Genomic DNA, 22704 nt, shown 5'->3' on the forward strand with positions numbered 1-22704 from the left:
CGTGGTACAACCATCAGTATAATTGCGTAGCGGAGTTCTTCTAGAGACGACACGTTAATAATGATGCGTTATACCTTCTTCATCGGCTGGATAACAGCCATTCTCCTTCTGGGGTCTACCTTGATGGCATACGGACAAACGACCGCCGTGCTGACCGGTTACGTAACGGATGCCACCACGGGAAAACCGATGCCGTTTGCCAACGTCTACGTCAATGGATCAACGCGGGGCGCCATTACCGACGAAAAAGGCTATTATGCGCTGGCAGGTGTGCCCCTGGGTACGGTCGAAATTGCCGCTTCATTTGTGGGTTATCAACCGGCTACGCAAAAAATCCGATTTGATAATACGTCTCCTCAAAAAGCCAGTTTTCGGCTGCAACCCAGCGTCCAACTGCTGGATGCCGTAACCGTCCGGGGCAATCCGAAGAGCTGGGAGCGGCACCTGCGTCAATTTAAAAAGCTACTCTTCGGCGAGCCGTTCGGCGGACAGTGTCTGCTGGTCAACAGCGAAGCGCTCAATTTTAAAGAAAAGAAGGAGCATCTGTATGCGACGGCGAATGAGCCATTGATAATTGAGAATCAGGCGCTGGGATACCGGCTGATTTATGCGTTGCAACATTTCGACGCGGCTCCGTCGGGCAGCGTTTATTCGGCCGGTACGGCCCGGTTCGAAGAATTAAAACCCGAGAACGAACGGCAGGCCAGCCGCTTCCGGCGTAACCGGCTGACCGCCTACCAGGGATCGATTCGCCATTTAATGGCCAGCCTGATTGACAATACGTTCCAACAGGCCGGCTTTCAGGTTTATCAGGAAGACGGCACCAAAATGATACCGCTGGAACGCAGGCAGATCACCCTCGTGGCTGCAGTTAGTGAGTATAAGCGTCTGATTCCGGTTCAGGTTTCTACCCTGATTCAACCCGGTCGATTATCGACCGAACGCCGATTGGTTTCGCCCCTGAAACTGATCGTATTCTATACGCATGCGTCCTCGAATTTCTCGCCCTATCCCGATGCCCGTTACGCCTATACGGAAATGAACCTGCCTGGTGGTCAGATGCAAATGACCGTCAACGGGGTGATTACGATGCCGGAAGGGATGGAAGCAAAAGGTTCGATGGGCAACGACCGGTTATCGACGATGCTGCCTGCCGACTGGAAACCCGAAGGAAATGAGAAAGAGTCGCTTCCAAACGGCCCGCTGGCTACCCAGGGAAAACTCGCCCCACCCGACGCCAGCCTGGAACGGATTACGGCGGCTTTCAACGACCGATTCAAGGTGCTGGCACCCAGCGTGTTTGTTCACATCGACAAACCCTTGTATGCCACGGGAGACCGGCTCTGGATGAGTACGTACGTACTCGACGCGACCCATTACCAGCGAACCGGTGGCCAAACGGCCCTGCATGTCGACCTGTTAACGTCATCCGGGAAACTTGTGCAGCACCAGTGGGTACGGATCGTTGATGGACGCGGCCAGGGCAATTTCCGTCTGTCTGATACCCTGCTGACCGGAACGTACCGCCTGCGCGCTTATACCGACGAAGATGAGGCCCAGCGACGCCCCGCTTTCGAGCGGTCGGTGGCGATCTATAATCTGCTTCGGAACGAGGTATCCAGCCACACGGATTCGGTTCCGCAGCCGGTAGACGTTCAGATTTTGCCGGAAGGGGGGCGCTGGATTTGGGGTTTGCCCGCGCGTCTGGGCATAAAAATTATACAGTCAAACGGTCACGGCCTGCCCGTCGCGGGACGCATTGTGGATGATTTAGGAACTGAAGTCGTCCGTTTCAAGACCAATCAGCAGGGAATGACCAGCGTATCGATGGAGCCAAAGCCGCAGCGGACGTATTACGCCGAGGTCGCGTATACCAACCAGCCGCAACGCGTTCCGTTGCCCCGACCCGAAACGGAAGGGCTGTTGCTTTCGGCCGATGCGATCAGCGATACAACCCGCCTGGCGTTGACGGTCATGAGCACGAACCGCACCGGTTTAGACTCCGTGTATATTCTGATTCAACAGCACGGCCGTATGGTCGATCAGCGAAAAATTATCCTGCAAAATGGGGTGGCGAAGGTAAGCTTGCCCATGACGAGCTGGTTACCGGGCCTGGCGCAAATCACCCTTTACGATGCCATCGCCAGGCCGCATGCCGAGCGACTGGTTTTTGTTTCCGAATTCAGTGCGCCGGTGCGTGTGTTGATGAGCTTCAACAAAACCCGGTATCAGCCCCGCGAGCCGGTTGTTCTGAGCGTCAATCTGAATGATAACGGCGCACCGGCCTTAGCCGCGTTATCGGCATCGATTACCGATGCCGGCCAGGTGCCGGAAGATACCGCCGATGCCACGTTGCAGGCGCATCTCTTGCTGACGGGAGAACTCCGGGGACGAATCGAGAACCCCAACCACTACGTCGTGAATCATTCGGCCGAAACCCGGCAGGCGCTGGACGACCTGCTGCTCACCCAGGGCTGGCGACGGGTCAGTGGCACACCAGACCCGGAACCGCCCGGTGGTATATCGCTCAGGGGCCGCATTCTGAATTCAAAAAATCAACCCCTACCCGGAGCCCAGCTTACCGTGGTCTCGACAGCCGTTGGGCAATCGTTCGTAAAATCGGCAGACGCTGACGAACAGGGGCGGTTTCGATTGGCGGGGCTGGCTATAACTGATACCATTCAATTGATGACGCAGTTCACGGATCGTCGGTCGAAAAATAGTCTTTCAAAAGAGGCTTATCTGGTTCAGGAAGAGCCGGGCAGCCAGTGGGAACCCCTAAAAACAACCTTTGCTCCCCACTGGCCGGACTTCCGCGCTCAACTGGAAGCGATCCGTATCCGGCAGGAGGCAAACGCCGATTTTTACCGCGACAAAACGGCGAACGTGCTGAAAGAAGTGACGGTTCGGGCGCGAAAAAACGAGGAGAGGCCCGAGGATATTCAACGGCGTAGTTTGCACAATACGGCGGATGCCGTTCTGGTGTTCAATGACAAATCCCCTGTTTACTCAAATCTGTACGAAATGATTCAGGGACGATTGGCGGGTGTGACGGTTACCCGGGAAGGAGCCGCGCAAGCGCATAGCTACAAAGTATTCATACGGGGGGTGAATAGTTTCAAAAGTGGCCTGCAACCTTTGTATTTGATGGACGGTATTCCCATTCAGGACCCCGACGGAACCGCTTTGATGCAATTCAATTCAAGGGATATCGAACGGATCGAATTGCTGAAAAATTCGGGTACGGCGGGTATTTATGGGGTTCGGGGAGGGAATGGCGTAATTGCTTTTTACTCCAAAAGCGCCCGTTCTATGCAGAGCAGCGCGAAACCCCAAGCGGGGTTGACGCCGATCCAATTCATTGGGTATCCGTCGGTGCAGCGCGAATTTTATGTACCCCGCTATGATACGGATGTACCAACCGCCCCCCTTTCGGCCCCGGTCGATTCCCGGGACGTCTTGTACTGGAAACCCCTGATGCAAACCGATGGTCAGGGCCACAGCCAGCTACGGTTTCCGCTATCGGACGTCGTACAGACGTTGCGCGTAGTGATCCAGGGTATTACGGCCGATGGTCGTCCGGTATTGGGCGTTCAGGTGGTCCGGGTTCACTAAGGTTTCCTGAGCTTACCGGCCGGATCTTTAAAGGAACTTCACCCCAACGACCGCCCGGTTAAATCCGGTGCTCAGGCACTTTTTGGATCGTTTGACAGGCTTAATCGAACGTCTGCGCTCATTCTGAGGGAAGTTTATCAGATCCCTTTCGTTTGAGAACAGCATCAACGGCTCCTTCAGATCCCTGATTATGATGGCAAAGGCTTAGGTTCGCTGGCTTCAGTCCTCTTTCGGGCTAAATTTAAGGCTGTTGGAACCAAGCGGAAACGCCTTTATTTCATCCTTAAACTGCACGACAATCAGTGAGGGTCGGCCTTTTGGCCCTTCGACCCTCAGAACCGTTCCTTCACCGTATTGCTCATGCGTTACTTTTTTGGTAGCGAATCCTTTTTTCATTTTCATAAAAGTTTAGGGTAGTAATTTCATAAAAATCCGGGATTATTCAACTGTAGATTCGCTCACCAAGGCCCGGTTTGGTGCACGTATCAACGGGACAAAAGTTTGACGGGTCGGATAAAAGTTGTCGGCACTTTCAAGAAAGCCGTCAAAAGGAATCGAAAAATAGAAATTATCCTTCTAATCAATGGTTTGGTCCAATAATTGTCGTACATTTTGCCTCCACCGTAACAAAGCGATACCCATGTCTCAATTTATTCAGATTCAGCAAAACGATACCGTTATTCTCAACCGATTCGTCGAGTATTTGCAAAAGCAGGGACTCTGTGTTGGTCGGGAAGGAACCTACCTGGGAGAAGGCATCTGGTCTTCATTTGAAAAACACAATACCGAACAGGTACTATCCGACTTTAAAAACAGCATTGCCAATTATCCGGTCCAACCATCTGCCACAGTCAGAGCAGGCCGATAATTCCGGTCAGTGATTTTCATTCAACCCGAAGGACCGTTTTACTACCACCAAAGACACGGCGGAAAAAGCCGCCGTGTCTTTTTTTAATTTGGTGACGGCGGAAGGGATTCTCCGCACGCGGGGACCCGTTCAGGAAGCCCGTGCCTGTCGAATCATGCGTAAAACCCGCCGACTTTATCCGGGTTGCGAAGGGTCGCGCTTTTGCCAGTGATAGGCCGCCACCGAGTTCTTCCAGAAGTATTTTTCGGCCACGGTCCGGCTTTTGGCGCTGAAGTAGTCATTCACCAGGCCCAATCCGACGTGAAAAGGCAGCCACTGATCGCTGTTGGGCCAATCGCTCCCATAGAGCAACCGGTCTTCACCGAAAATACCGAAGAGTTCATCCAGCCGTGCCCGGTAGAAACTGAGTGTCTGCGGAATGGTTCCGTTCACCCGGCGCAGAACTTCCGAAATCTTCACATAAACCTGCGGGCGCTTGCCCAACTCCTGCAAATCGGCTTCATAGGCTTTTCGCGCGGCAGCCGCTTCCGGCGGATTCAGTTGCGGAAGATGATCGATGACGACCCGCAGGGCAGGCACCTGATCCGTGACTCGTACGATGGCAGCCAGCAGGGCCGGATTGGGGTTGGCGGCATCCAGGGTTAGTCCCGCCTGAGCCAGAAGACGCAGGTCGGCTACAAACCGGGGATTCGACAGTTGGCGGGCCGGATCACGGTCCCAAAGGTTTCCGTTCCGAATACCGCGAAACAGCGGATTGCGCCGGAAGCGTTCAAGCTGCCGCGGGAAGTCCGGCTGGCCCGGTTCAAGATTGCCCACGGTTCCGACAATGATGGTGTCTTTGCCAGCCACGTCGAGTACCCACTGGTTGTCTTCCAGCCAGGGGCTGGCTTCCACGACAATAGCGCCCCGGATTCCGAGGGGTGCCGCAATCTGGCGATAGCGGTCTGGCAGCGCGGGTTGATAAAGAATACCGTCTTTTTTGCTCGGCCAGGGTACGCCCTGGGGGCGATTTGGATCGAACAAATGAATGTGGGTGTCAATAATCGGGATGGCGGTATCCTCCCCGCCTAACGAAGGAAATCCGGTTGCCGCGGAAGCACCAACGGCCAGGGTCAGAAAATTACGACGGTTCATGGGCATGAAATTACGACCGTTTCCAGCCAGGGTCGGCAGCCATTGGCCTCCGATTGTTCGGCTGGAAGACCGGATTACGGTAAAGCAGTTCGGTTACCTTGCTACAGACCTCAGTTAATTTCCGGAGCGTCGGTGGCTGCTGTCGGTGGCTTCGGAAAGCGTTTATAAAACGGATTAGGATCGAACCGACTGGCATAAATCAGGTCGGTCAGGTAATCCAGTTTACGGGAAATCATGGGTGTACCATCCAGCATCAATAACTGCTGGTCTTTGGCCAATTGTCTTACCTGCGAGGCAGGAACGCCGGTAACTTCTTCAATCCGGCGGGCGATCTGCTGGTTTTTGCTCCCAAAAAACTGCAATGCTCCGCAATTATTCATCAATGTTTGCCAATCGTACGGGTAATTCGATTCCAGTTGCTGAAAATCCTGCCAGATTGTCCAGCATTTCAGTCCGTAGCCCCGGCACAAGGTGATGATACTGTAGAGGTAAGCAAAATGCCCTAATTGACCGGCCTCATCCAGCATAAACAGCGTTTGGGTATCCGGAATAACTTCGCGGCTGGTAATGGTCTTCAGCAAGATGCCAATCCAGAGTTTGAGCAGCGCCCGGTGCGAGGTGAGTTTGTCGGGCGGTACGACCATATAAATCGAAACAGGCCGGCCATCCCGGAAGTCATTGAGCGAAAAACTCGATGTGTTGGTAGCCTGCATCACATCGTTGCTGAGAAAGGGGGTGAGGTAGGCATTTGCCGTTGCCAGCACGCTGGGTCTGGTATTCTGATCGGGCATGGCCAGAAAAGCCGCAATCTGATGGTAACTGGCTTTGGGGATTTTCTTCCCAACCGTATCCAGAATTACCGCCAAAGAATAGACCGCATCATTGTCAAACAGCACATTACGAACCGACTGAAGAGTCCGCTCTTCCCGAGGTTTCATCGTGGCCACATACCCGATGACACCCGCCAGCAGCATACAGGCTGTAAGATCCCAGAACGGTTCTTTCGAACCCCGATTCCCTTGTGAAAACAGCTCGGCCATCAGCTGGGCCTCGGTTTCGACGTCGATGCCCGGCAAATCGAACACATCCATTACGTTAAAGGAGTCCGTTTTTTCGCCATTGACGCCAAAGGGATTCAGGCGGATGACGTGCTGCCCCATTTCGCGCCGGGCGCGGGCTGTGACCTGATAATTTTCGCCCTTAGGATCAAGCACCACCACCGAGCCCGGGTAGGTCAACAGCGTTGGAATAACGACACTGCGCCCCTTGCCGGTGCCGGTCGGTGCCACAGTCATGAGGTGGGCCGTACCGTCATAAAATAGATGTTGTGGTTCAACAGGCGGCTCCTCAACCACTTTTGGCCGGGCGTGAAAACCGGCAATTTCAAACGAATACGCAGAAGGATTGAGGGAATCGTCGCTGGTGTAGCCAACCAATACAGAAGCAGAGTCAAGGGGCATGAATTCAGGAAAGTAATGGGTCAGGAATAGAGAAACGGGTTTGTTAATCAATCAAAAATAGCAGATTATCCGTTTAATCCAACATGGCAAGACGGCCTCTTTTTCCTGATAAAAACCGCTTACCGGCTTCCCATTCTGGTGCTTCAACACGATCCTTGGCTCGTCACCGGCTGATGTATTCTAATATGACATCCGTTTAATCGCTCTAATAAAACCGCCTGGTGTATGATAAAACGAGACTTAAAAACGGCACGCTTGTTTTCAAAAAAAAGGTTTTTAGGCTGGCTGGTCAAGCGCGAATACCGGTGAGAATAGAAACCGCTTTTGGACCGGGTCGTAAACGTAATCGCCCTCCGGCTCCGATAAGCCTTCTTTTTCGAGGTACTCAATGACCGCAATATGGTTATTGAACGAAATGGGAGCGTTATCATCAGCTTTAAGTTCAAAAGTTGATTGATCGATGTTGTAGGAAACCGAATATTTCATGGCGTAAGGTTGAACGATAAAGGTCAATCAACATAACATCAGGCAGTGGGTTACTGTTTCTACCCATTGCTCTGTAACCAGATCAGGGTTTACTTTTTATCTTTGCCAACTGACAATCTCAACGATTATGAGCAAGACCCAAACTGAAATAACGTAGGATGAGTTAGAGAAAGAGGCCCGGCAGATCAACGAAGTTTGTCGGCCGGAGAACTGCGGGAAGTTTTCACGAAAAGCTTTTGCCGTTCGATATCCGGAGCGGTTTTGAGTTGAAGTTGCGGATTAGTATTCGCTCAAACCAAGGCCAACTCAGCGTACGACTCAACCAAAAATCAGTTATGAAAATCCTTTTAGTTGAAGACGAAGAGCGATTGGCCTCTTTTATCCGCAAAGGCATATCGGCTGAAGGCTACGAGGTCGAAGTCGCTTATGATGGACGTACCGGCCTGTCGCTTTTTCGCCGGGATAGTTATGATATCATCATCCTGGATGTCAATCTCCCCCAGATGAACGGCTTTGAGGTGTGTCGGCTGATCCGGTCGGAAAACGAGTCCGTACCCGTGCTGATGCTGACGGCACTGGATAGTCTGGCCGACAAGGCAGACGGTTTTAACGCCGGTGCTGACGATTACCTGGCCAAGCCCTTTGAGTTTCAGGAACTGCTTTTACGGCTTCGGGCCCTCACGCGCCGGAGTGGCTCCAAGCCCAAGCAGGTGGTGCGCCTGGCCGATTTGGAATTGAACCTGGACACGAAAACCGTGACCCGCGCGGGCAAACGCATTGACCTGACGACCCGCGAATACGCCCTGATTGAATACCTGATGCTCAACAAAGGAAAAATTATATCACGCGTAGACATCAGTGAACGGGTCTGGAGCCTGAACTTTGATACGACCAGCAATATCATCGACGTGTATATCAGCTACCTGCGCAAGAAGATTGACAAGGGATTTTCGCCCAAGCTGTTGCATACCATCGTTGGAATGGGGTATGTTCTGCGCGAGGATTGACCCGGACAGCGCGTACTGAAAATTACCTTTTTTCAACGTTTCAAAAAAAACCTTCGTGCTGATTCGAAACCGCCTGACGATTGTTTTTACCCTGCTGGCAACGGGCATTCAGCTCACGTTGTCGCTGCTGGTGTGGTATTTCTATTCATTATACCGACAGGAGGAATTTTATAGCCGGCTGGAGTCAAAAGCCCGCATTGCCGGCCGGGTCCTGATTTCCCGGCGACATCTCCATGATGATTTTTTCAAGAACATGGTCCGCACCGACTTGCTTACCATCGTGGAAGAGCAAATCAGCATTTATGATCAGAAGCACAACCTGGTATTTACCAACCGAACCCTGAAGGAATCCGATTATTACAAAGAAAAAATACCGCTCCTGACCACCGAATCGCTGGTTGAATTCAAAAACGGCCATCTGGAATCCATTGTCATCCCGTACCGGGACCGTGGGCAGCTTTTTTACATTTTTGCCTCGGGCTACGACCGGATCGGCCGGGCCAAACTGGGCACGCTGCAACAAATCCTGCTGCTGGCGAATCTGCTGGGTTTCGCCCTGATTGTGCTCGCCGGCTGGTACTTTTCCGGCGGAGTGCTCAAACCCATTGCCCAGATTGTGGATGAGGTGGAGCAGATCACGGCCGTCGATCTGCACAAGCGGGTTCATGAAGGAAACCGCCGGGATGAAATCGCTCAGCTCGCCATGACGTTCAATCAGATGCTTTTCCGGCTGGAAGATGCGTTCGTCTCCCAACGCAGCTTTGTCGCCCACGCTTCCCACGAACTGCGCACCCCGCTCACCAACACCCTAGGCACGCTGGAAACGTCGCTGCGGTATGACCAAAACCCCACCGACTGGCGCGACAGCATGGAAATAGCCGTTGAAGAACTGAAAAAAGTAATTGCCCTGACCAATGGCTTGCTTGGATTGGCGAAAGTTACGGACGGCCCCGTGGCCCTGACCACCGTTCAGGTAGACGATTGCCTGCTCACCGCCATCGGGCAGGTTCAGGGTAAGTATCCGGGTCGGAGCCTGCCGCTTCAATTCATGACCAACGAGGAAGAATCGTTCACCGTCAAAGGCAACGCAACCCTGCTGACGACCGCTTTTCTGAACATTCTTGATAATGCCTGCAAATATTCCAGCGAAGCGGTTTCGGTAGAACTACAGGCGAAGAGAGAACAGATCACGGTGACCGTAGCCGATCGGGGGCGCGGCATTTCCGAAACCGATGCCGCTCATATTCTGGATCCGCTCTACCGGGGAAACAATGTTGAAGGGGTTCCCGGCTACGGGATTGGCCTGGCCATTACGCAGAAAATCATCGACTTACACCAGGGCATCCTCCAGATCACCTCCAACGTAGACCAGGGAACGACGGTGACGATTAGTTTGCCGGGTCTGGTGTAAGCAGCCCAGCGTCCCGATTCACAGTAAGACGGGTTGAATTCACAGTAGCTTGAATTGAGATCAGGAAATCGCTTTTTTTTGATGTCAAATCGTTCGACAACATGAAAAAAGCAGTTTTAGTAGTGATTGCAGGTCTACTGACCGTTGCTGCCGCAAAGGCTCAAATCAACTGGGGTGCGTATTCCCACAGCTTTCCCGGCGAAGTTCAGGAGAAGCCTTCAGCCGTGGGTTTGATTTTGGCGATCCGGAAAGAGAATAACGCATTTTGGGCCATCCGGGAAACGAGTGACCATTTTTATACGCTGAATGCCGACTCCTCGTTCCGACGGCTACGCCCCCGGGAAATGGTGGCGCGTACGACGTTCGATACGGCCCGCGCTCAGTTCTTTTTGCATGGCGTTGGGCCGCAAAACGCTCCTCTGTACCAGTTTCGGGTTACGGAATACCCCGGTAATCGTGTTTTGGTCCCCTGGCGGGGTATCAACCGGTTTACGGATTCAACCCTGATCCATGACTCCGGCTTCCCGAAGATGGCTTATCTGGGTGGCTACCGAACCCGCCTGGGTTCTATGCTGATCATGGATGTGCGGAAACTGGAAGGCAATCAAATTATGGCCACCTCCTTGATTGCGTGGGAGTCTATCAAGCCGGTTGTAACGAATGTCTACACCTCCGACAATATTGACGAATTCCTCCAGCGGTTGCAATCCCCCTGGCTACCTTTCAACCAGCCCGCTGGTCGGCAGTCGCCCGTTCTGACCGTTTCCTCCACGAACACCAATCTGATATTTCTGCTGGGGAGCAACGCTTTCAGTAGAAACCAACTCCAATACGAAGTGATCCGGAACGGCAGCGTTTACACCCCCTGGCGAAACAATGATTACGATAACAGTTTTGTGTGGATCAAGGAGTATCCACCGGGTAGGTATGTGCTGAAAATGCGGTTTTCTGTCCAGCCAGCGCATGTTACCGAGTTTCGTTTTGAAATAGAACCGGTCTGGTACCAAACGAACCTGTTCCGCATTTTGGTCGGTATTTTTGTGGCGGCTTTGCTGGGGGCCGGTTTATTCCTAATCTTATTGGTTCAGCAACGGCGGAAAACCTGGCAGGAACAGGCTCATAAAACGAAGTTACAGCTTGAACTGAAGGCTATTTACGCTCAGCTAAATCCCCATTTTGTCTTCAATGCGCTCAGCTCGATTCAGAGCCTTGTCAATAAACAGGATCTTAAAGGTGCCAACAACTACCTGTCCGATTTTGCCCGGCTTATGCGGGAGTCGCTCAATCATAGCCACAAAGACGAAATAGCCCTTCAGCAAGAAATACAGACGCTGGATACGTATTTGAAGCTGGAACAGTTGCGGTTTAATTTTCAGTACAAAATCAGTGTCGATTCAACGGTTAATGGATCCGAAACCAGTGTGCCAGCCCTGCTCCTGCAACCTTTGGTTGAAAACGCGGTGAAACATGGCGTAGCGGTCCTGCAGGAAAATGGGTACATTACCGTTCATGTTAACCAGTCTGATCACACCATGATCATTACCATAACCGATAATGGCAATGGCTATACCGAACGTAAATCATCCGCCGGTTTGGGACTGCGACTTGTGCGGGACCGGATCAAGCTGCTGAATGAGCTTAAGCCGGAGCAGCCGATCTCGCTGACAATCAACACCCTTGTTCCCCGGGGAACCCAAATTACGCTTGCCTTTACCCACTGGTTTTTATGAAAGCGAAAGCCCTCCTGATCGACGATGAACAACCTAATCTGGATAATCTGCAGGCCCTGCTGGGTATGTACTGCCCGCAGGTGGTGGTCTGCGGGACCGCCCTCAATGCGGAGACCGGTAAAAGCCTGTTGTATACGCACCAGCCGGATTTGCTGTTTTTAGATATCCAGATGCCCCACCAAAGCGGCTTTGATTTGTTGCGTAGCCTGCCTGAGCACAATTTTGAGGTAATTTTCGTAACGGCGTACGATCAGTATGCCATCCAGGCGATGCGGTTTGCTGCGGTTGATTATCTGCTAAAGCCGGTGAACATCGGTGAATTACAGACCGCTGTAGACAGGGCCCTCAAACAGCGTCGTCTAAAAATCCAGAATCAACAGCTTGACAACCTGATGGATTTACTGACGGCGGGTTCTGCTAAAGAAGAGCAGCGTATTGCGCTGGCCACTACGAAGGAGACGCGTTTTGTGAAAATAAGCGAAATCATCCGTTGCCAGTCGTCCAACAATTATACCACCTTTTATTTGACCGATGGGGAAACATTGCTGGTATGCAAACCCATTTACGAATATGATGAGTTGCTCAAAGACTATGCTTTCCTGCGCTGCCATCAATCGCACCTGGTCAATAAACGGTTTATCAGGAGCTGGAAAAAGGAGTTTGGCGACTTTTTGGTGCTGACCGATGGGGCCGAAGTCCCCATTTCCAAAGGTAAAAAGGACGACCTAAAAAAAGCGCTGCACTTATAAAACGTGATGGGAACGCGGATGGAACGGATCAAAACGGATTTAATCGGTGTGGATCCGTTTTGATCCGTTCCATCCGCGTTCCGATTCCCTAACTGGCCCTGGTAACAAGGTTTTTGGGTCATATTTAGCCGTAACCGATCATCGGCTGGTGAATAGGAACAAGCGTTAATTTGTTCCTTGTAAATAAAAAATAAGATTATTTTTATATAATAACTCTTCACGGCGAACTATATGCGGTACGGTATTACACTTTTTTAATACCTTTTAATTTGCTTCTCATACCGTTCTAATGTTACGGAGCTTGCTTTGTGCTAACGTAAGACAGACACAAGCAATGCGACGCCGGAATTTCCCCTCCATTTTACTCTACGGCTTTGGGCTGGCACTGGCTCTTTCACTGGGATTCAATGGATTTCTGCTGTATGATCAAAACCGGCAGCGAAATCTTTACGGATACGAATTAGGCTATTCCGTCCATCCGATGGATCTCATGGCCTGGCAACAGCAGCTTTCGGATTGTAAACGAGCCAATCAACAGAAAGACAGCCTGATTCTCCGATTGGAGCAGATCCCCAACGCACCTCCGGGTGGAACCGTTGCCGTTCAGCGTATTCATTCAAAATAGTATCATCCAACATGTACATAACCCCCAAATACTCAGCTATGTTACCTAAGATTCTTATGAAGAGAATCCTCATTCTCCTAAGCATATGTGCCTTGTTGGGCAATATAGGTTGTTCAACACAGGCAGAAGAAAAGAAAGAAGAGGACGTCAAGTATCTCGTTACAAGCCCTTTACAGAAAGACACCCTGGCAACCAAAGACTACGTGTGTCAAGTCCATGCCATCCAGCACATTGAAGTAAGGGCGTTGGAAAAGGGTTACCTGCAAAAGATTTTTGTGGACGAAGGGCAGTATGTCCAACAGGGCCAGCTGATGTTCCAGATCATGCCCGTGGTTTACAATGCCGAACTGCAAAAATCGCAGGCAGAAGCGAACTACGTGGGCATCGAATACCAGAACACCAAGCGGCTGGCCGATAGCAACATTGTATCCAAAAATGAACTGGCGCTGGCCAAAGCCAAGTTCGACAAGGCCAACGCCGAAGTGAGCCTGGCGAAAACGCATTTGCAGTTTACCGAAATAAGAGCCCCGTTTAGCGGTATTATGGACCACTTTCAGGTCCGGCTGGGAAGTCTGGTCAACGAAGGCGATTTGTTAACGACCCTGTCCGACAACAGCAAAATGTGGGTGTATTTCAACGTACCGGAAGCCGAATACCTCGACTACAAAACCCACCAGAACGACAACATGAAACACGTGAAGCTGGTGATGGCCAATAACGAACTGTTCGACCATCCGGGCGTCGTACAAACCATTGAAGCCGATTTCAACAACGAAACCGGTAACATTGCCTTCCGGGCCACCTTCCCCAACCCCAAAGGTCTCCTGAGACACGGCGAAACCGGCAGCGTACGAATGACGGTACCGCTCAAACATGCGCTGATTATTCCCCAGAAAGCGACCTTCGAAGTCCTGGAAAAGAAGTATGTTTTTGTGGTGGATAAAAACAACGTGATCCGGTCCAGGGAAATCACCATAGCCGCCGAAATGCCGCACATTTTTGTGGTTCAGGGCGGTTTAAATAAAGGAGACAAGATCCTGCTGGAAGGCTTGCGTCAGGTACGGGAAAACGAAAAAATACACTACACCTTCGTCAAGCCGGACTCTGTCATCTCTCATTTAAGTCTGTATGCCGAGTAATCAACCCGTTTAAAAAGCAGAAGACATGTTCAATAAATTCATACGTAGACCTGTATTCGCTATTGTGATATCGGTCATGATAGTCTTTATAGGTATACTGGCGATCAAGAGCCTGCCTATTTCCCAATTCCCGGACATTGCCCCCACCACTGTCAATATCTTTATTGCGTATCCCGGTTCCAGTGCCGATGTACTGGTTAAATCCACGCTGATCACCCTGGAGCAGGCCATCAACGGCGTCCAGGACATGCGGTATATAGCGACCGATGCAACCAGTGCGGGGGAGGCCACCTTACGGATCATCTTTGAGCCGGGGACCGACCCCAATGTCGCCGTTATACGGGTGAAAACGAGGGTCGATCAGGTGATGCCGCTCCTGCCTGAACTGGTTCAGCGGGAAGGCGTTATCATTTCGCCGGTTCAACCCAGTATGTTGATGTACGTCAACCTCTATTCCAAGGCGAAGAGCATTGACGAGAAATTCCTGTTCAACTACGCGACGGTTAAAATGATCCCTGAAATTCAGCGGACCAGAGGGGTAGCCCGGGCCCAGATCCTGGGTAGCCGGCGTTATGCCATGCGCGTCTGGCTAAACCCGGAACGCATGCGGGCCTATAACATCTCCGTTGAAGAAGTTATGAAGGCCCTCGGGGAGCAAAGTATTATCGGGCGACCCGGCCGGATCGGTCAAAGCTCCGGTATTGCGGCCCAGTCGCTGGAATATGTGCTCACCTACAAAGGGCGGTATAGCGAGCCGAAAGAATACGAAGACATCATCATCCGGGCCAACTCCGAAGGGGAAAGCATCCACCTGAAAGACATCGCCAAAGTCGAATTGGGTAGTGAATTCTTTGATATCTATTCCAACCTGGACGGCCACGCTTCGGCGGCCATTGTGTTGCGGCAAAACTACGGCAGTAATGCCAGTGTGGTTATTGAGGAAGTAAAAAAGAAGCTCGAGGACATGAAAGCGTCCTTTCCGCCGGGTGTCGATTATAAAATCAGCTATGATGTGTCCAACTTCCTGGATGCGTCGATCGAGCAGGTTATTCATACGCTGCGGGATGCGTTTATCCTGGTTGCGCTGGTGGTGTTCATCTTCCTGGGTGACTGGCGTTCTACGCTGATCCCGATCCTGGCGGTTCCGGTATCGCTGATCGGGGCCTTCTTTGTGATTCAGGCGTTTGGCCTTTCCATCAACCTGATTACCCTCTTCGCCTTGGTACTGGCCATCGGGATTGTGGTCGATGATGCGATTGTGGTGGTGGAAGCCGTGCACGCCAAGATGGAAGAAGAGCCGCATCTAACGCCCTTCCGGGCGGTTCAGAAAGTGCTCGGTGAGATTAGCGGGGCCATTATCGCCATTACCCTCGTGATGGTCTCGGTATTCCTGCCTATCTCTTTTATGTCGGGTCCGGTGGGTACGTTTTACCGCCAGTTCTCGATCACCATGGCCAGTTCCATCGTAATTTCGGCCCTGATCGCCCTGACACTGACGCCCGTGTTGTGCGCCATGCTGTTGAAAAACCACCATGGACATCCGCCCAAGAAAAATATCCTGACCCGATCACTCGACAGTTTCAACCGGGGATTTGATAAAATGACCGGGCGCTATGTGGGCTTACTGAAATTAATCGTCAACCGCCGGTTCGTCACGTTCGCCATCCTGATCGGTTTCTGTCTGGGAATTGTATTCGTGAACAAGATTTTGCCCGCCGGTTTTATTCCGAACGAAGATCAGAGTACGATTTACGCCATTATCCAGACGCCACCGGGTTCTACACTGGAAAAAACCAACGAGGTGTCCCGTCGGCTCCAGAAAATTTGTGAGGAAGTTCCGGGAATCGAGTCAGTATCGTCTCTGGCCGGCTACGAGATCATGACCGAAGGCCGGGGTTCCAACGCCGGTACGTGTCTGATCAACCTGAAATCCTGGTCGGATCGTGACAAGAACGTGAAGGAGATCATGGAAGAACTGGAGGAGAAAACGCGAAACCTCGGCGCAACGGTCGAATTCTTCGAACCACCGGCCATTCCTGGTTTTGGTACGTCAGGCGGTTTTTCGATGCGCTTGCTGGATAAAACCACCGATACGGACTACAGCGAGTTCGATAAAATCAACAAGGAGTTCATGGACAATCTGGGCAAGCGGAAAGAACTCACGGGTTTATTCACCTTTTTTGCCGCCAATTATCCGCAGTACGAACTGGAAATTGACAACAAACTGGCCATGCAGAAAGGCGTGTCGATCGGAAAAGCGATGGATAACCTCAACATCATGATCGGGAGTACCTACGAACAGGGCTTTATCAAGTTCAACCAGTTCTTCAAGGTGTATGTCCAGTCCGACCCCAGTTTCCGGCGGCTTCCAACCGATCTTTTAAAGCTGTTTGTCAAAAACGATGCGGGCGAAATGGTGCCCTACTCGGCCTTCATGAAGTTGAAGAAGGGCCAGGGACCCAATGAAATCACCCGTTTCAACCTCTATAATTCGGCCGCCATCCAGGGTCTGCCCGCGAAGGGATATACCACGGCCGACGCCATCCAGGCCATCCGGGAAGTGGCCGCCAAGACGTTGCCACGAGGTTACGACATCGCTTTTGAAGGTCTTTCCTATGACGAATCGATCCGGGGCAATGAGTCTCTGTATGTATTCCTGATCGTGCTGGCCTTTGTCTACATGGTATTAGCCGCCCAGTACGAAAGCTTCATCATTCCGCTGGCGGTAGTGTTCTCGCTGCCGGTTGGGGTCTTTGGTTCGTTCCTCGTCCTCAAACTGATGGGGCTGGAAAACAACATCTACGCCCAGATCGGGCTCATCATGTTGATCGGTCTGTTGGGTAAAAATGCGGTTTTGATCGTGGAATTTGCCGTCCAGAAGCGACAGCAGGGTGAAACGATTCTGAACGCAGCCATTGAAGGTGCCAGAGTCCGCTTCCGCCCGATCCTGATGACCTCCTTCGCCTTTGTGGCCGGTCTGATTCCGTTGATCATTGCCACGGGTGCCGGTGCCATCGGAAACCGGACCATCGGGGCCTCGGCCCTCGGCGGTATGTTGTTCGGAACCATTTTCGGGGTCATCATCATCCCTGGATTGTACTACATATTTGGCAGTCTAGCCGATGGCCGAACGATGATTAAAGATGAAGAGGCTGATTCGCTGACCGAAAATCTGGTTCATCAATTAGACGCTTTTCCCGTAACCGAAGAAAGCACAAACCATGTTTAAAAAACTCATCTATACAGGTCTGGGAGTAGCCTGCATGACGTTAGCCATAACGTCATGCAAAACCCCGGCATTGGTTGGACGAATCGAGAACAGAACCGTTCCGACCAGTTACAACACGGTTCAGGACACGCTCAATTCGGGGAAAGCCATCTGGCGGGAATTTTTTACCGACCCGAACCTGACCGCCTTGATTGATACGGCCCTGAGCAACAACCAGGAATTGAACATTACGTTGCAGGAGATTCAGATCGCCCGGAACGAAATCAGAGCCCGAACGGGGGAATATCTGCCGTTTGTGGGCCTGCAAGCCGGTGCCGGCGTCGACAAAGTGGGCCAGTATACCCGGCCGGGAGCCATTGAAGAGAGCACCGAAATCCGGCCGGGCCACCAGTTTCCCAATCCGTTGCCAGACTTTCTGTTATCGGCCAATGCCTCCTGGCAGGTGGATATCTGGAATAAGCTGCACAACGCAAAACGGGCCGCAGCCATCCGGTATTTATCCTCCATCGAAGGGAAAAACTTTACGGTCACGAATCTGGTTTCCGAAATTGCCAACTCCTATTATGAGTTATTAGGCCTTGATAGTCAACTGGATATCATCAAACGAAACATTGATATTCAGACCAATGCCCTGGCCATCGTCCGCATCGAGAAAGAATCAGCCAAGGTGACCGAGCTGGCCGTCCGCCGATTTGAAGCCCAGGTGCTGCATACCCAAAGTCTCCAATTTGAAGTTCAGCAACGCATTGTTGAAACCGAAAACCGGATCAATTTCCTGGTAGGCCGGTTTCCGCAGCCCGTCCAACGCACGTCAACGGACTTCAACACGCTGGTGCCCGAAGTGATGCATGCCGGTATTCCTTCGCAACTCCTGCAAAACCGGCCCGATATCCGGCAGGCCGAGCGGGAACTGGAAGCCGCCCGGCTGGATGTTCAGGTGGCCCGAGCCAATTTTCTGCCGTCGCTGGACCTCTCCGCAGCCGTTGGGTTTAATTCGTACAAGCCCACTCTGTTGTTAACGCCCGAATCATTTCTGTATTCCCTGATCGGCGGTTTTACCAGACCTTTGATCAACCGGAATGCGATAAAATCGCTTTATTACAGCGCGAATGCCAAGCAGATCCAGGCGGTTTACAATTACGAGCGTACCATTCTGAACGCCTACATCGAGGTTGCCAACCAGCTATCCAACATTACGAACCTGCAAAAGAGCTATGATTTGAAAGCCCGACAGGTGGAGGCTCTGATCCAGTCGACCAATATTTCCAATACGCTCTTCAAGTCCGCCCGGGCCGACTATATGGAAGTCCTGCTGACCCAACGCGATGCCCTGGAATCCCGGTTCGACCTGGTTGAAACGAAAGTACAGCAACTGAATGCGATGGTCAATACGTACCGGGCACTGGGTGGCGGCTGGCGCTAATCGTTCCGCAACCTCCCGGAGCAGTTTAAGACCGGCAGTTCCTTCGAAGTGACCCCGCAGTGATTCCAAGCTTCCTCTTAATAAGGTATTTTACAGGCTATTATGCCCCACGGGAAAAGAAAAACCGGTAAGAATTCTTACCGGTTTTTCTTTTCCCGTGGGGCATTGCGTTTCGATGGCGGGCAAGTAGACACGGTCGGTATGGGCTACTCCGTTTTGTGAATAGTTACTTCCCCGATAACCAGCCCCTTGCGCAGATCAGCCCCACCCGCATACCGGATGTCCGATTCGCCGAAAGCCATTACGCCAATGCGGTTTGACGCATAAACCCGCAACTGGCTATCACCGTAGGCATGCGCGGAGACCGTCTGCCCGGTCAGATTCTCGGTGTCCAGGCGGTTTTCGCCGTAAATGCGAAACACCTGCTGGTCGGCCCTCCCCGACTGAATGGTCACCTTATTCTCGCCATACAGGAACGCTTTGAAGGTTTTCGTGTTTAGAGCAGTCAGGCAAACCGTTGCCTGCCCGTAGATCCGCAACTGGAATGAATCACTTGCCAGCAAGTCCCGGCATATGGCTTCTTCCTCACCCCGCACCTGCAGGTTTTTCAGGTGCCGGTAGGTTACGTATGCGGTTACTTTCACGTCTTTATCATAAATCGGTTTTTTATACGTCCGGTCTCCATCGTTCCACGTGCGCTGTTTTACCGTAAAGCGGGCATCATCCAGATAGATACGCAGGGTCTGGTTCCGAACCGAAACGTTTACCTTTTCCGGCGCAATGTTCTGATAAACCAACTGGATACGTTCCTGTTCACCCGCCACCAGAACGATACTGACGTGCGGACTCGTGATGACTTTGTCGAAAGAAGACAGGGGCTGAACCGGCGATTGGGCCTGGGTTAGCGGGGTCGCCATTGCAAGGCAAACGATTACCCCTATGATAAGCAGTTTTTTCATGAGAAATTGATTTAACGTTTCGATCGATATCGGCACCCGCTTGAGAAAACGAAACCGTATCCTCTCCGGCCACCCGTATAAATGACCCACAACCAGGTTGCTCCCCCCAGTCGACAACCTGATTTGTCCGAAATCGGACAAATGCGCGGAATGTGAGGGCAATTTTCTCCACCAACAGGCATCGCGTTGAATCAGCAACCCGTTCGATCCGGGCTACGGGTTTTGTTTTAACAGTAGGTTAACAAAACCGCTTCAGACTTGATGATACCGTAATCTGCTTCCAATTCCCTGGTTTTACCTTTGTTCAATAGCATTCGGTGCCGGTTAGTATCCGCGATGCCCGGCAAAACCTTCTGCCTTGCCCGGCCTCTTCCGTTCTGAAAGCCAGCAGGAAGTCCATTCGACTACCATCAGCACCAGTCAATCGATTTACATAACCCCTAAAATTCTCTCCTCTATCTATGAGTAAACTATCGTTACCTCTCTCGGTCGTAATTTTTGGTGTATTGGCGGGTGGGTTTGCCGTGACCTCCTGCGATGACCACCGTATTCCGGCCATTTCCTATCCGACCTTTGCCGAAGCAAGCGACCCGCGGGTGCTGGCCATTTCTCCCAACAATACGGTTATTTCCAACGGCGGTTTTGGCTCCGCGGTTGCCGCCGACCCCTCCGATCCGACCGTTTTTTATCTGTTGACCGACCGCGGGCCGAATGCCGCCGGATCGCAGGCGAATTCCATTATTTTCGGAAAAGCCGATTTTACTCCTCAGATTGGCAAATTCCGGCTGAAAGGGAGTCAACTGGTTCTGGAAGAGACGATTTTGTTGAAAAACGCTGCCGGGCAGGTATTGACCGGTTTGCCAAACCCCAGCGGAGCCGGAAGCACGGGCGAAACCGCCTTTGATTTGCAGGGCCAGGCCCTGACTCCCAGTGCAGACGGGCTGGATTCGGAAGGGCTGGTTCTGGCCTCCGACGGTACATTCTGGGTCAGTGATGAATATGGCCCTCACCTTGTTCATTTTGATGCGACGGGCAAAACCATCGAGCGGATCAATCCTTTTGGCAGTGGTACAGGCGGGCGCACGCTGCCCATGGTCCTGGCCCGGCGCCGGCCAAACCGGGGTATGGAAGGGCTGACGATCACGCCCGACGGCAAAACGCTGGTGGGCCTCATGCAGTCGCCACTCTATAACCCGTCGGCGGTATCCGGCTCAACCGTTATCCGTGTTTTGACTTTTGATATCGCAACGGGTACCACCAGGCAGTACGTTTACCTGATGGAAAATGCGAGTCTGACCGGTTGCAGCGAAGTAGCTGCTATTACCAATACCACCTTTCTGGCCTTGGAGCGCGATGGCGATTACGGCGGCAATCCGACTAAACCCGCGACCTTCAAGCGGGTGTACAAATTTGACCTGGCCGGCGCAACCGACATTTCCGACCCCGCTAACGGCGCTGGCGGTAAACTTTTCGGTGGGATGACGGTCGAGCAACTCAAAGACAAAGCCGGTTTGCAGGCAGCCGGAATTGTGCCCGTTACCAAAACGCTGGTTTTTGATTTATTGACCAACCTTTCTCCGGTATATCCGCACGATAAAGCCGAGGGAATTGCCCTTTTGGGACCGAATCAACTGGCGATTTCAAATGATGATGATTTTGGAGTTGTCGATAACGGACAAAACGGTTTTACGACCAAGATTTTGCCGGCAACGGGAAAAGCGGATTTGAATCGGATTTACTTCGTCACCTTGCCAGCTCCTTTGAAGTAGACCCGGACGCACGTTCACTAAACCGTTTTTCAGCTCGACTGGCATTTACCCGGGTTGTTTACCGACCGAAAGCCCTCCGGTATCGGTAAACAGCCCATTCCAGCCGTCTGGTAGTAGGCGTCTGGGCAGGAACAGCCCGGTTTTTGCCCCTATCCCATCGCTAAAATACCCTTTCCTTCGCCGTTCAGGCAATCCCAGGGTTCACCAACACAACATTTCTTACCCATTCGGCCGAACAAGCGCGGAAAATTTGCGTAGTCAAATAACTACATGTATATTTGTAGTCAAATGACTGCACGATGAATTTAAGACGCGACGTTTTTCAGGCCATAGCAGACCCGACGAGGAGGGCCATCCTGCTGCTGGTGACCTCACACTCCATGACCGCTGGTGCAATAGCCTCCAACTTTGACACCGCCAGACCAACCGTTTCCAAACACCTGCAAATTCTCACCGAGTGCGAATTGCTCGAACAAGAGCAAAACGGCAGGGAGATTTACTATCACATCAATGCCGGAAAAATGAAAGAAGTGGCCGACTTTATCGAGCCGTTCCGTACCCTATGGGAAGACCGATTTACGGCATTGGAAACCATCATGAAAACCTATAAAAGCAAGTAATATGGAACAAAAAACGAAAGTTATTGCCGAAGATGGCAAACAGGAAATCATCATTACCAGGGAGTTTGAATTGCCGCTCGAATTACTTTTTAAAGCATTTTCCGAACCCGAACTTGTTGAACAGTGGATGGGGACGAAAGTGCTGAAACTCGAAAGTAAAAAGCACGGAAGTTACCAGTTTGAAACGAGTGATGCCAAGGGAAATGTCGTATTTAAAGCCGATGGGGTATTCCACGAATTCAGCCCAAACCGGAAAATTATAAGAACCTTTGAAATGAATAATGCGCCCTTCGGCGTTCAGCTTGAGGTATGTGATTTTGAACCCCTTACGGACGACACCAGCCAACTACGGATGCACGTTATCTACGAATCCGTTGCCAAACGGGATCAGTTGTTGAAGTTCCCGTTTGCCCAGGGCTTAAATAGCGCACACAACCGGATTCAGGAAATACTCAGTACCTTAAAACAAACCCATTGAAC

The 22704-nt window shown here is 51.8% G+C and carries 18 protein-coding genes; 13 read left to right on the forward strand and 5 right to left on the reverse strand.

From position 1 onward, the window contains the following. Nucleotides 1–63 precede the first annotated feature (63 nt). Nucleotides 64–3615, forward strand: a complete 3552-nt coding sequence (locus EHT87_RS16780; protein WP_124908142.1) for a carboxypeptidase regulatory-like domain-containing protein — start codon at nt 64–66, stop codon at nt 3613–3615. Between the two features lie 219 nt (nt 3616–3834). Here the strand turns inward: EHT87_RS16780 and EHT87_RS31335 are convergent, their stop codons facing one another. Further along, entirely contained in the window at nt 3835–4011 is a 177-nt protein-coding gene (locus EHT87_RS31335) for a hypothetical protein (RefSeq protein ID WP_185716257.1), read from the reverse strand. A 244-nt stretch (nt 4012–4255) separates the two neighbouring features. On the opposite strand from EHT87_RS31335, the gene EHT87_RS16785 reads away from it, so the two are divergent. Beyond that, nucleotides 4256–4483 carry a hypothetical protein gene (locus EHT87_RS16785; protein ID WP_124907807.1) on the forward strand — a complete coding sequence of 76 codons (228 nt, stop codon included), beginning with the start codon at nt 4256–4258 and terminating at the stop codon, nt 4481–4483. A gap of 174 nt (nt 4484–4657) precedes the next feature. On the opposite strand, the gene EHT87_RS16790 is transcribed toward EHT87_RS16785, so the two are convergent. The 3 genes from EHT87_RS16790 to EHT87_RS16800 form a co-directional block, all read right to left on the reverse strand. Next, entirely contained in the window at nt 4658–5623 is a 966-nt protein-coding gene (locus tag EHT87_RS16790; RefSeq protein WP_229321136.1) for an amidohydrolase family protein, read from the reverse strand. Nucleotides 5624–5727: 104 nt separating this feature from the next. After that, a complete protein-coding gene (locus EHT87_RS16795; protein ID WP_124907809.1) occupies nt 5728–7077 on the reverse strand; it encodes a type IV secretory system conjugative DNA transfer family protein in 1350 nt (449 codons plus the stop codon). A 276-nt stretch (nt 7078–7353) separates the two neighbouring features. Continuing rightward, the gene (locus EHT87_RS16800) at nt 7354–7563 is read right to left on the reverse strand and encodes a hypothetical protein (protein WP_124907810.1); all 210 of its coding nucleotides are present in this window, start codon (nt 7561–7563) and stop codon (nt 7354–7356) included. Between the two features lie 335 nt (nt 7564–7898). Here EHT87_RS16800 and EHT87_RS16805 point away from each other — a divergent pair, with 335 nt between their 5' ends. The 8 genes from EHT87_RS16805 (at nt 7899) to EHT87_RS16840 (ending at nt 18876) form a co-directional block, all read left to right on the forward strand. After that, nucleotides 7899–8570: a response regulator gene (locus EHT87_RS16805; protein WP_124907811.1), complete on the forward strand. Its 672-nt coding sequence runs from the start codon at nt 7899–7901 to the stop codon at nt 8568–8570. 55 nt (nt 8571–8625) lie between these two features. Then, nucleotides 8626–9981 (forward strand): sensor histidine kinase, encoded by a 1356-nt coding sequence (locus EHT87_RS16810; RefSeq protein WP_124907812.1) that lies wholly within the window; start codon nt 8626–8628, stop codon nt 9979–9981. 101 nt (nt 9982–10082) lie between these two features. Further along, complete coding sequence (locus EHT87_RS16815; RefSeq protein ID WP_124907813.1) at nt 10083–11711, forward strand: sensor histidine kinase; 1629 nt, start codon at nt 10083–10085, stop codon at nt 11709–11711. Continuing rightward, nucleotides 11708–12460, forward strand: coding sequence for a LytR/AlgR family response regulator transcription factor (locus EHT87_RS16820; RefSeq protein WP_124907814.1), 753 nt, complete (start codon nt 11708–11710; stop codon nt 12458–12460). The genes EHT87_RS16815 and EHT87_RS16820 overlap by 4 nt, the downstream gene beginning before the upstream one ends. 334 nt (nt 12461–12794) lie before the next feature. Then, nucleotides 12795–13085 carry a hypothetical protein gene (locus tag EHT87_RS16825; RefSeq protein ID WP_124907815.1) on the forward strand — a complete coding sequence of 97 codons (291 nt, stop codon included), beginning with the start codon at nt 12795–12797 and terminating at the stop codon, nt 13083–13085. Nucleotides 13086–13141: 56 nt separating this feature from the next. Continuing rightward, nucleotides 13142–14224: an efflux RND transporter periplasmic adaptor subunit gene (locus tag EHT87_RS16830; RefSeq protein WP_124907816.1), complete on the forward strand. Its 1083-nt coding sequence runs from the start codon at nt 13142–13144 to the stop codon at nt 14222–14224. A 25-nt stretch (nt 14225–14249) separates the two neighbouring features. Next, nucleotides 14250–17453, forward strand: a complete 3204-nt coding sequence (locus tag EHT87_RS16835) for an efflux RND transporter permease subunit (RefSeq protein ID WP_124907817.1) — start codon at nt 14250–14252, stop codon at nt 17451–17453. Beyond that, nucleotides 17446–18876, forward strand: a complete 1431-nt coding sequence (locus EHT87_RS16840) for a TolC family protein (RefSeq protein WP_124907818.1) — start codon at nt 17446–17448, stop codon at nt 18874–18876. Before EHT87_RS16835 ends, EHT87_RS16840 begins: the two co-directional genes overlap by 8 nt. A gap of 206 nt (nt 18877–19082) precedes the next feature. Here EHT87_RS16840 and EHT87_RS16845 read toward each other — a convergent pair whose 3' ends face one another. Beyond that, on the reverse strand, nt 19083–19835 hold the full coding sequence (locus tag EHT87_RS16845; protein ID WP_124907819.1) for a GIN domain-containing protein: 753 nt from the start codon (nt 19833–19835) through the stop codon (nt 19083–19085). Between the two features lie 461 nt (nt 19836–20296). On the opposite strand from EHT87_RS16845, the gene EHT87_RS16850 reads away from it, so the two are divergent. The 3 genes from EHT87_RS16850 (at nt 20297) to EHT87_RS16860 (ending at nt 22702) form a co-directional block, all read left to right on the forward strand. Beyond that, complete coding sequence (locus tag EHT87_RS16850; protein WP_124907820.1) at nt 20297–21604, forward strand: esterase-like activity of phytase family protein; 1308 nt, start codon at nt 20297–20299, stop codon at nt 21602–21604. 299 nt (nt 21605–21903) lie between these two features. Next, nucleotides 21904–22224 (forward strand): metalloregulator ArsR/SmtB family transcription factor, encoded by a 321-nt coding sequence (locus EHT87_RS16855; protein WP_124907821.1) that lies wholly within the window; start codon nt 21904–21906, stop codon nt 22222–22224. Between the two features lies 1 nt (nt 22225). Continuing rightward, nucleotides 22226–22702 carry an SRPBCC domain-containing protein gene (locus EHT87_RS16860; RefSeq protein ID WP_124907822.1) on the forward strand — a complete coding sequence of 159 codons (477 nt, stop codon included), beginning with the start codon at nt 22226–22228 and terminating at the stop codon, nt 22700–22702. The last annotated feature ends 2 nt before the right edge of the window (nt 22703–22704 follow it).

The sequence above is a fragment of the Larkinella knui genome, assembly GCF_003858645.1.
GTDB lineage: Bacteria > Bacteroidota > Bacteroidia > Cytophagales > Spirosomataceae > Larkinella > Larkinella knui.

Coding starts and splice junctions, on each gene's coding strand:
- EHT87_RS16780 (WP_124908142.1), top strand. CDS start 64: ATGCGTTATACCTTCTTCATCGGCTGGATAACAGCCATTCTCCTTCTG.
- EHT87_RS31335 (WP_185716257.1), bottom strand. CDS start 4,011: ATGAAAAAAGGATTCGCTACCAAAAAAGTAACGCATGAGCAATACGGT.
- EHT87_RS16785 (WP_124907807.1), top strand. CDS start 4,256: ATGTCTCAATTTATTCAGATTCAGCAAAACGATACCGTTATTCTCAAC.
- EHT87_RS16790 (WP_229321136.1), bottom strand. CDS start 5,623: ATGCCCATGAACCGTCGTAATTTTCTGACCCTGGCCGTTGGTGCTTCC.
- EHT87_RS16795 (WP_124907809.1), bottom strand. CDS start 7,077: ATGCCCCTTGACTCTGCTTCTGTATTGGTTGGCTACACCAGCGACGAT.
- EHT87_RS16800 (WP_124907810.1), bottom strand. CDS start 7,563: ATGAAATATTCGGTTTCCTACAACATCGATCAATCAACTTTTGAACTT.
- EHT87_RS16805 (WP_124907811.1), top strand. CDS start 7,899: ATGAAAATCCTTTTAGTTGAAGACGAAGAGCGATTGGCCTCTTTTATC.
- EHT87_RS16815 (WP_124907813.1), top strand. CDS start 10,083: ATGAAAAAAGCAGTTTTAGTAGTGATTGCAGGTCTACTGACCGTTGCT.
- EHT87_RS16820 (WP_124907814.1), top strand. CDS start 11,708: ATGAAAGCGAAAGCCCTCCTGATCGACGATGAACAACCTAATCTGGAT.
- EHT87_RS16825 (WP_124907815.1), top strand. CDS start 12,795: ATGCGACGCCGGAATTTCCCCTCCATTTTACTCTACGGCTTTGGGCTG.
- EHT87_RS16830 (WP_124907816.1), top strand. CDS start 13,142: ATGAAGAGAATCCTCATTCTCCTAAGCATATGTGCCTTGTTGGGCAAT.
- EHT87_RS16835 (WP_124907817.1), top strand. CDS start 14,250: ATGTTCAATAAATTCATACGTAGACCTGTATTCGCTATTGTGATATCG.
- EHT87_RS16840 (WP_124907818.1), top strand. CDS start 17,446: ATGTTTAAAAAACTCATCTATACAGGTCTGGGAGTAGCCTGCATGACG.
- EHT87_RS16845 (WP_124907819.1), bottom strand. CDS start 19,835: ATGAAAAAACTGCTTATCATAGGGGTAATCGTTTGCCTTGCAATGGCG.
- EHT87_RS16850 (WP_124907820.1), top strand. CDS start 20,297: ATGAGTAAACTATCGTTACCTCTCTCGGTCGTAATTTTTGGTGTATTG.
- EHT87_RS16855 (WP_124907821.1), top strand. CDS start 21,904: ATGAATTTAAGACGCGACGTTTTTCAGGCCATAGCAGACCCGACGAGG.
- EHT87_RS16860 (WP_124907822.1), top strand. CDS start 22,226: ATGGAACAAAAAACGAAAGTTATTGCCGAAGATGGCAAACAGGAAATC.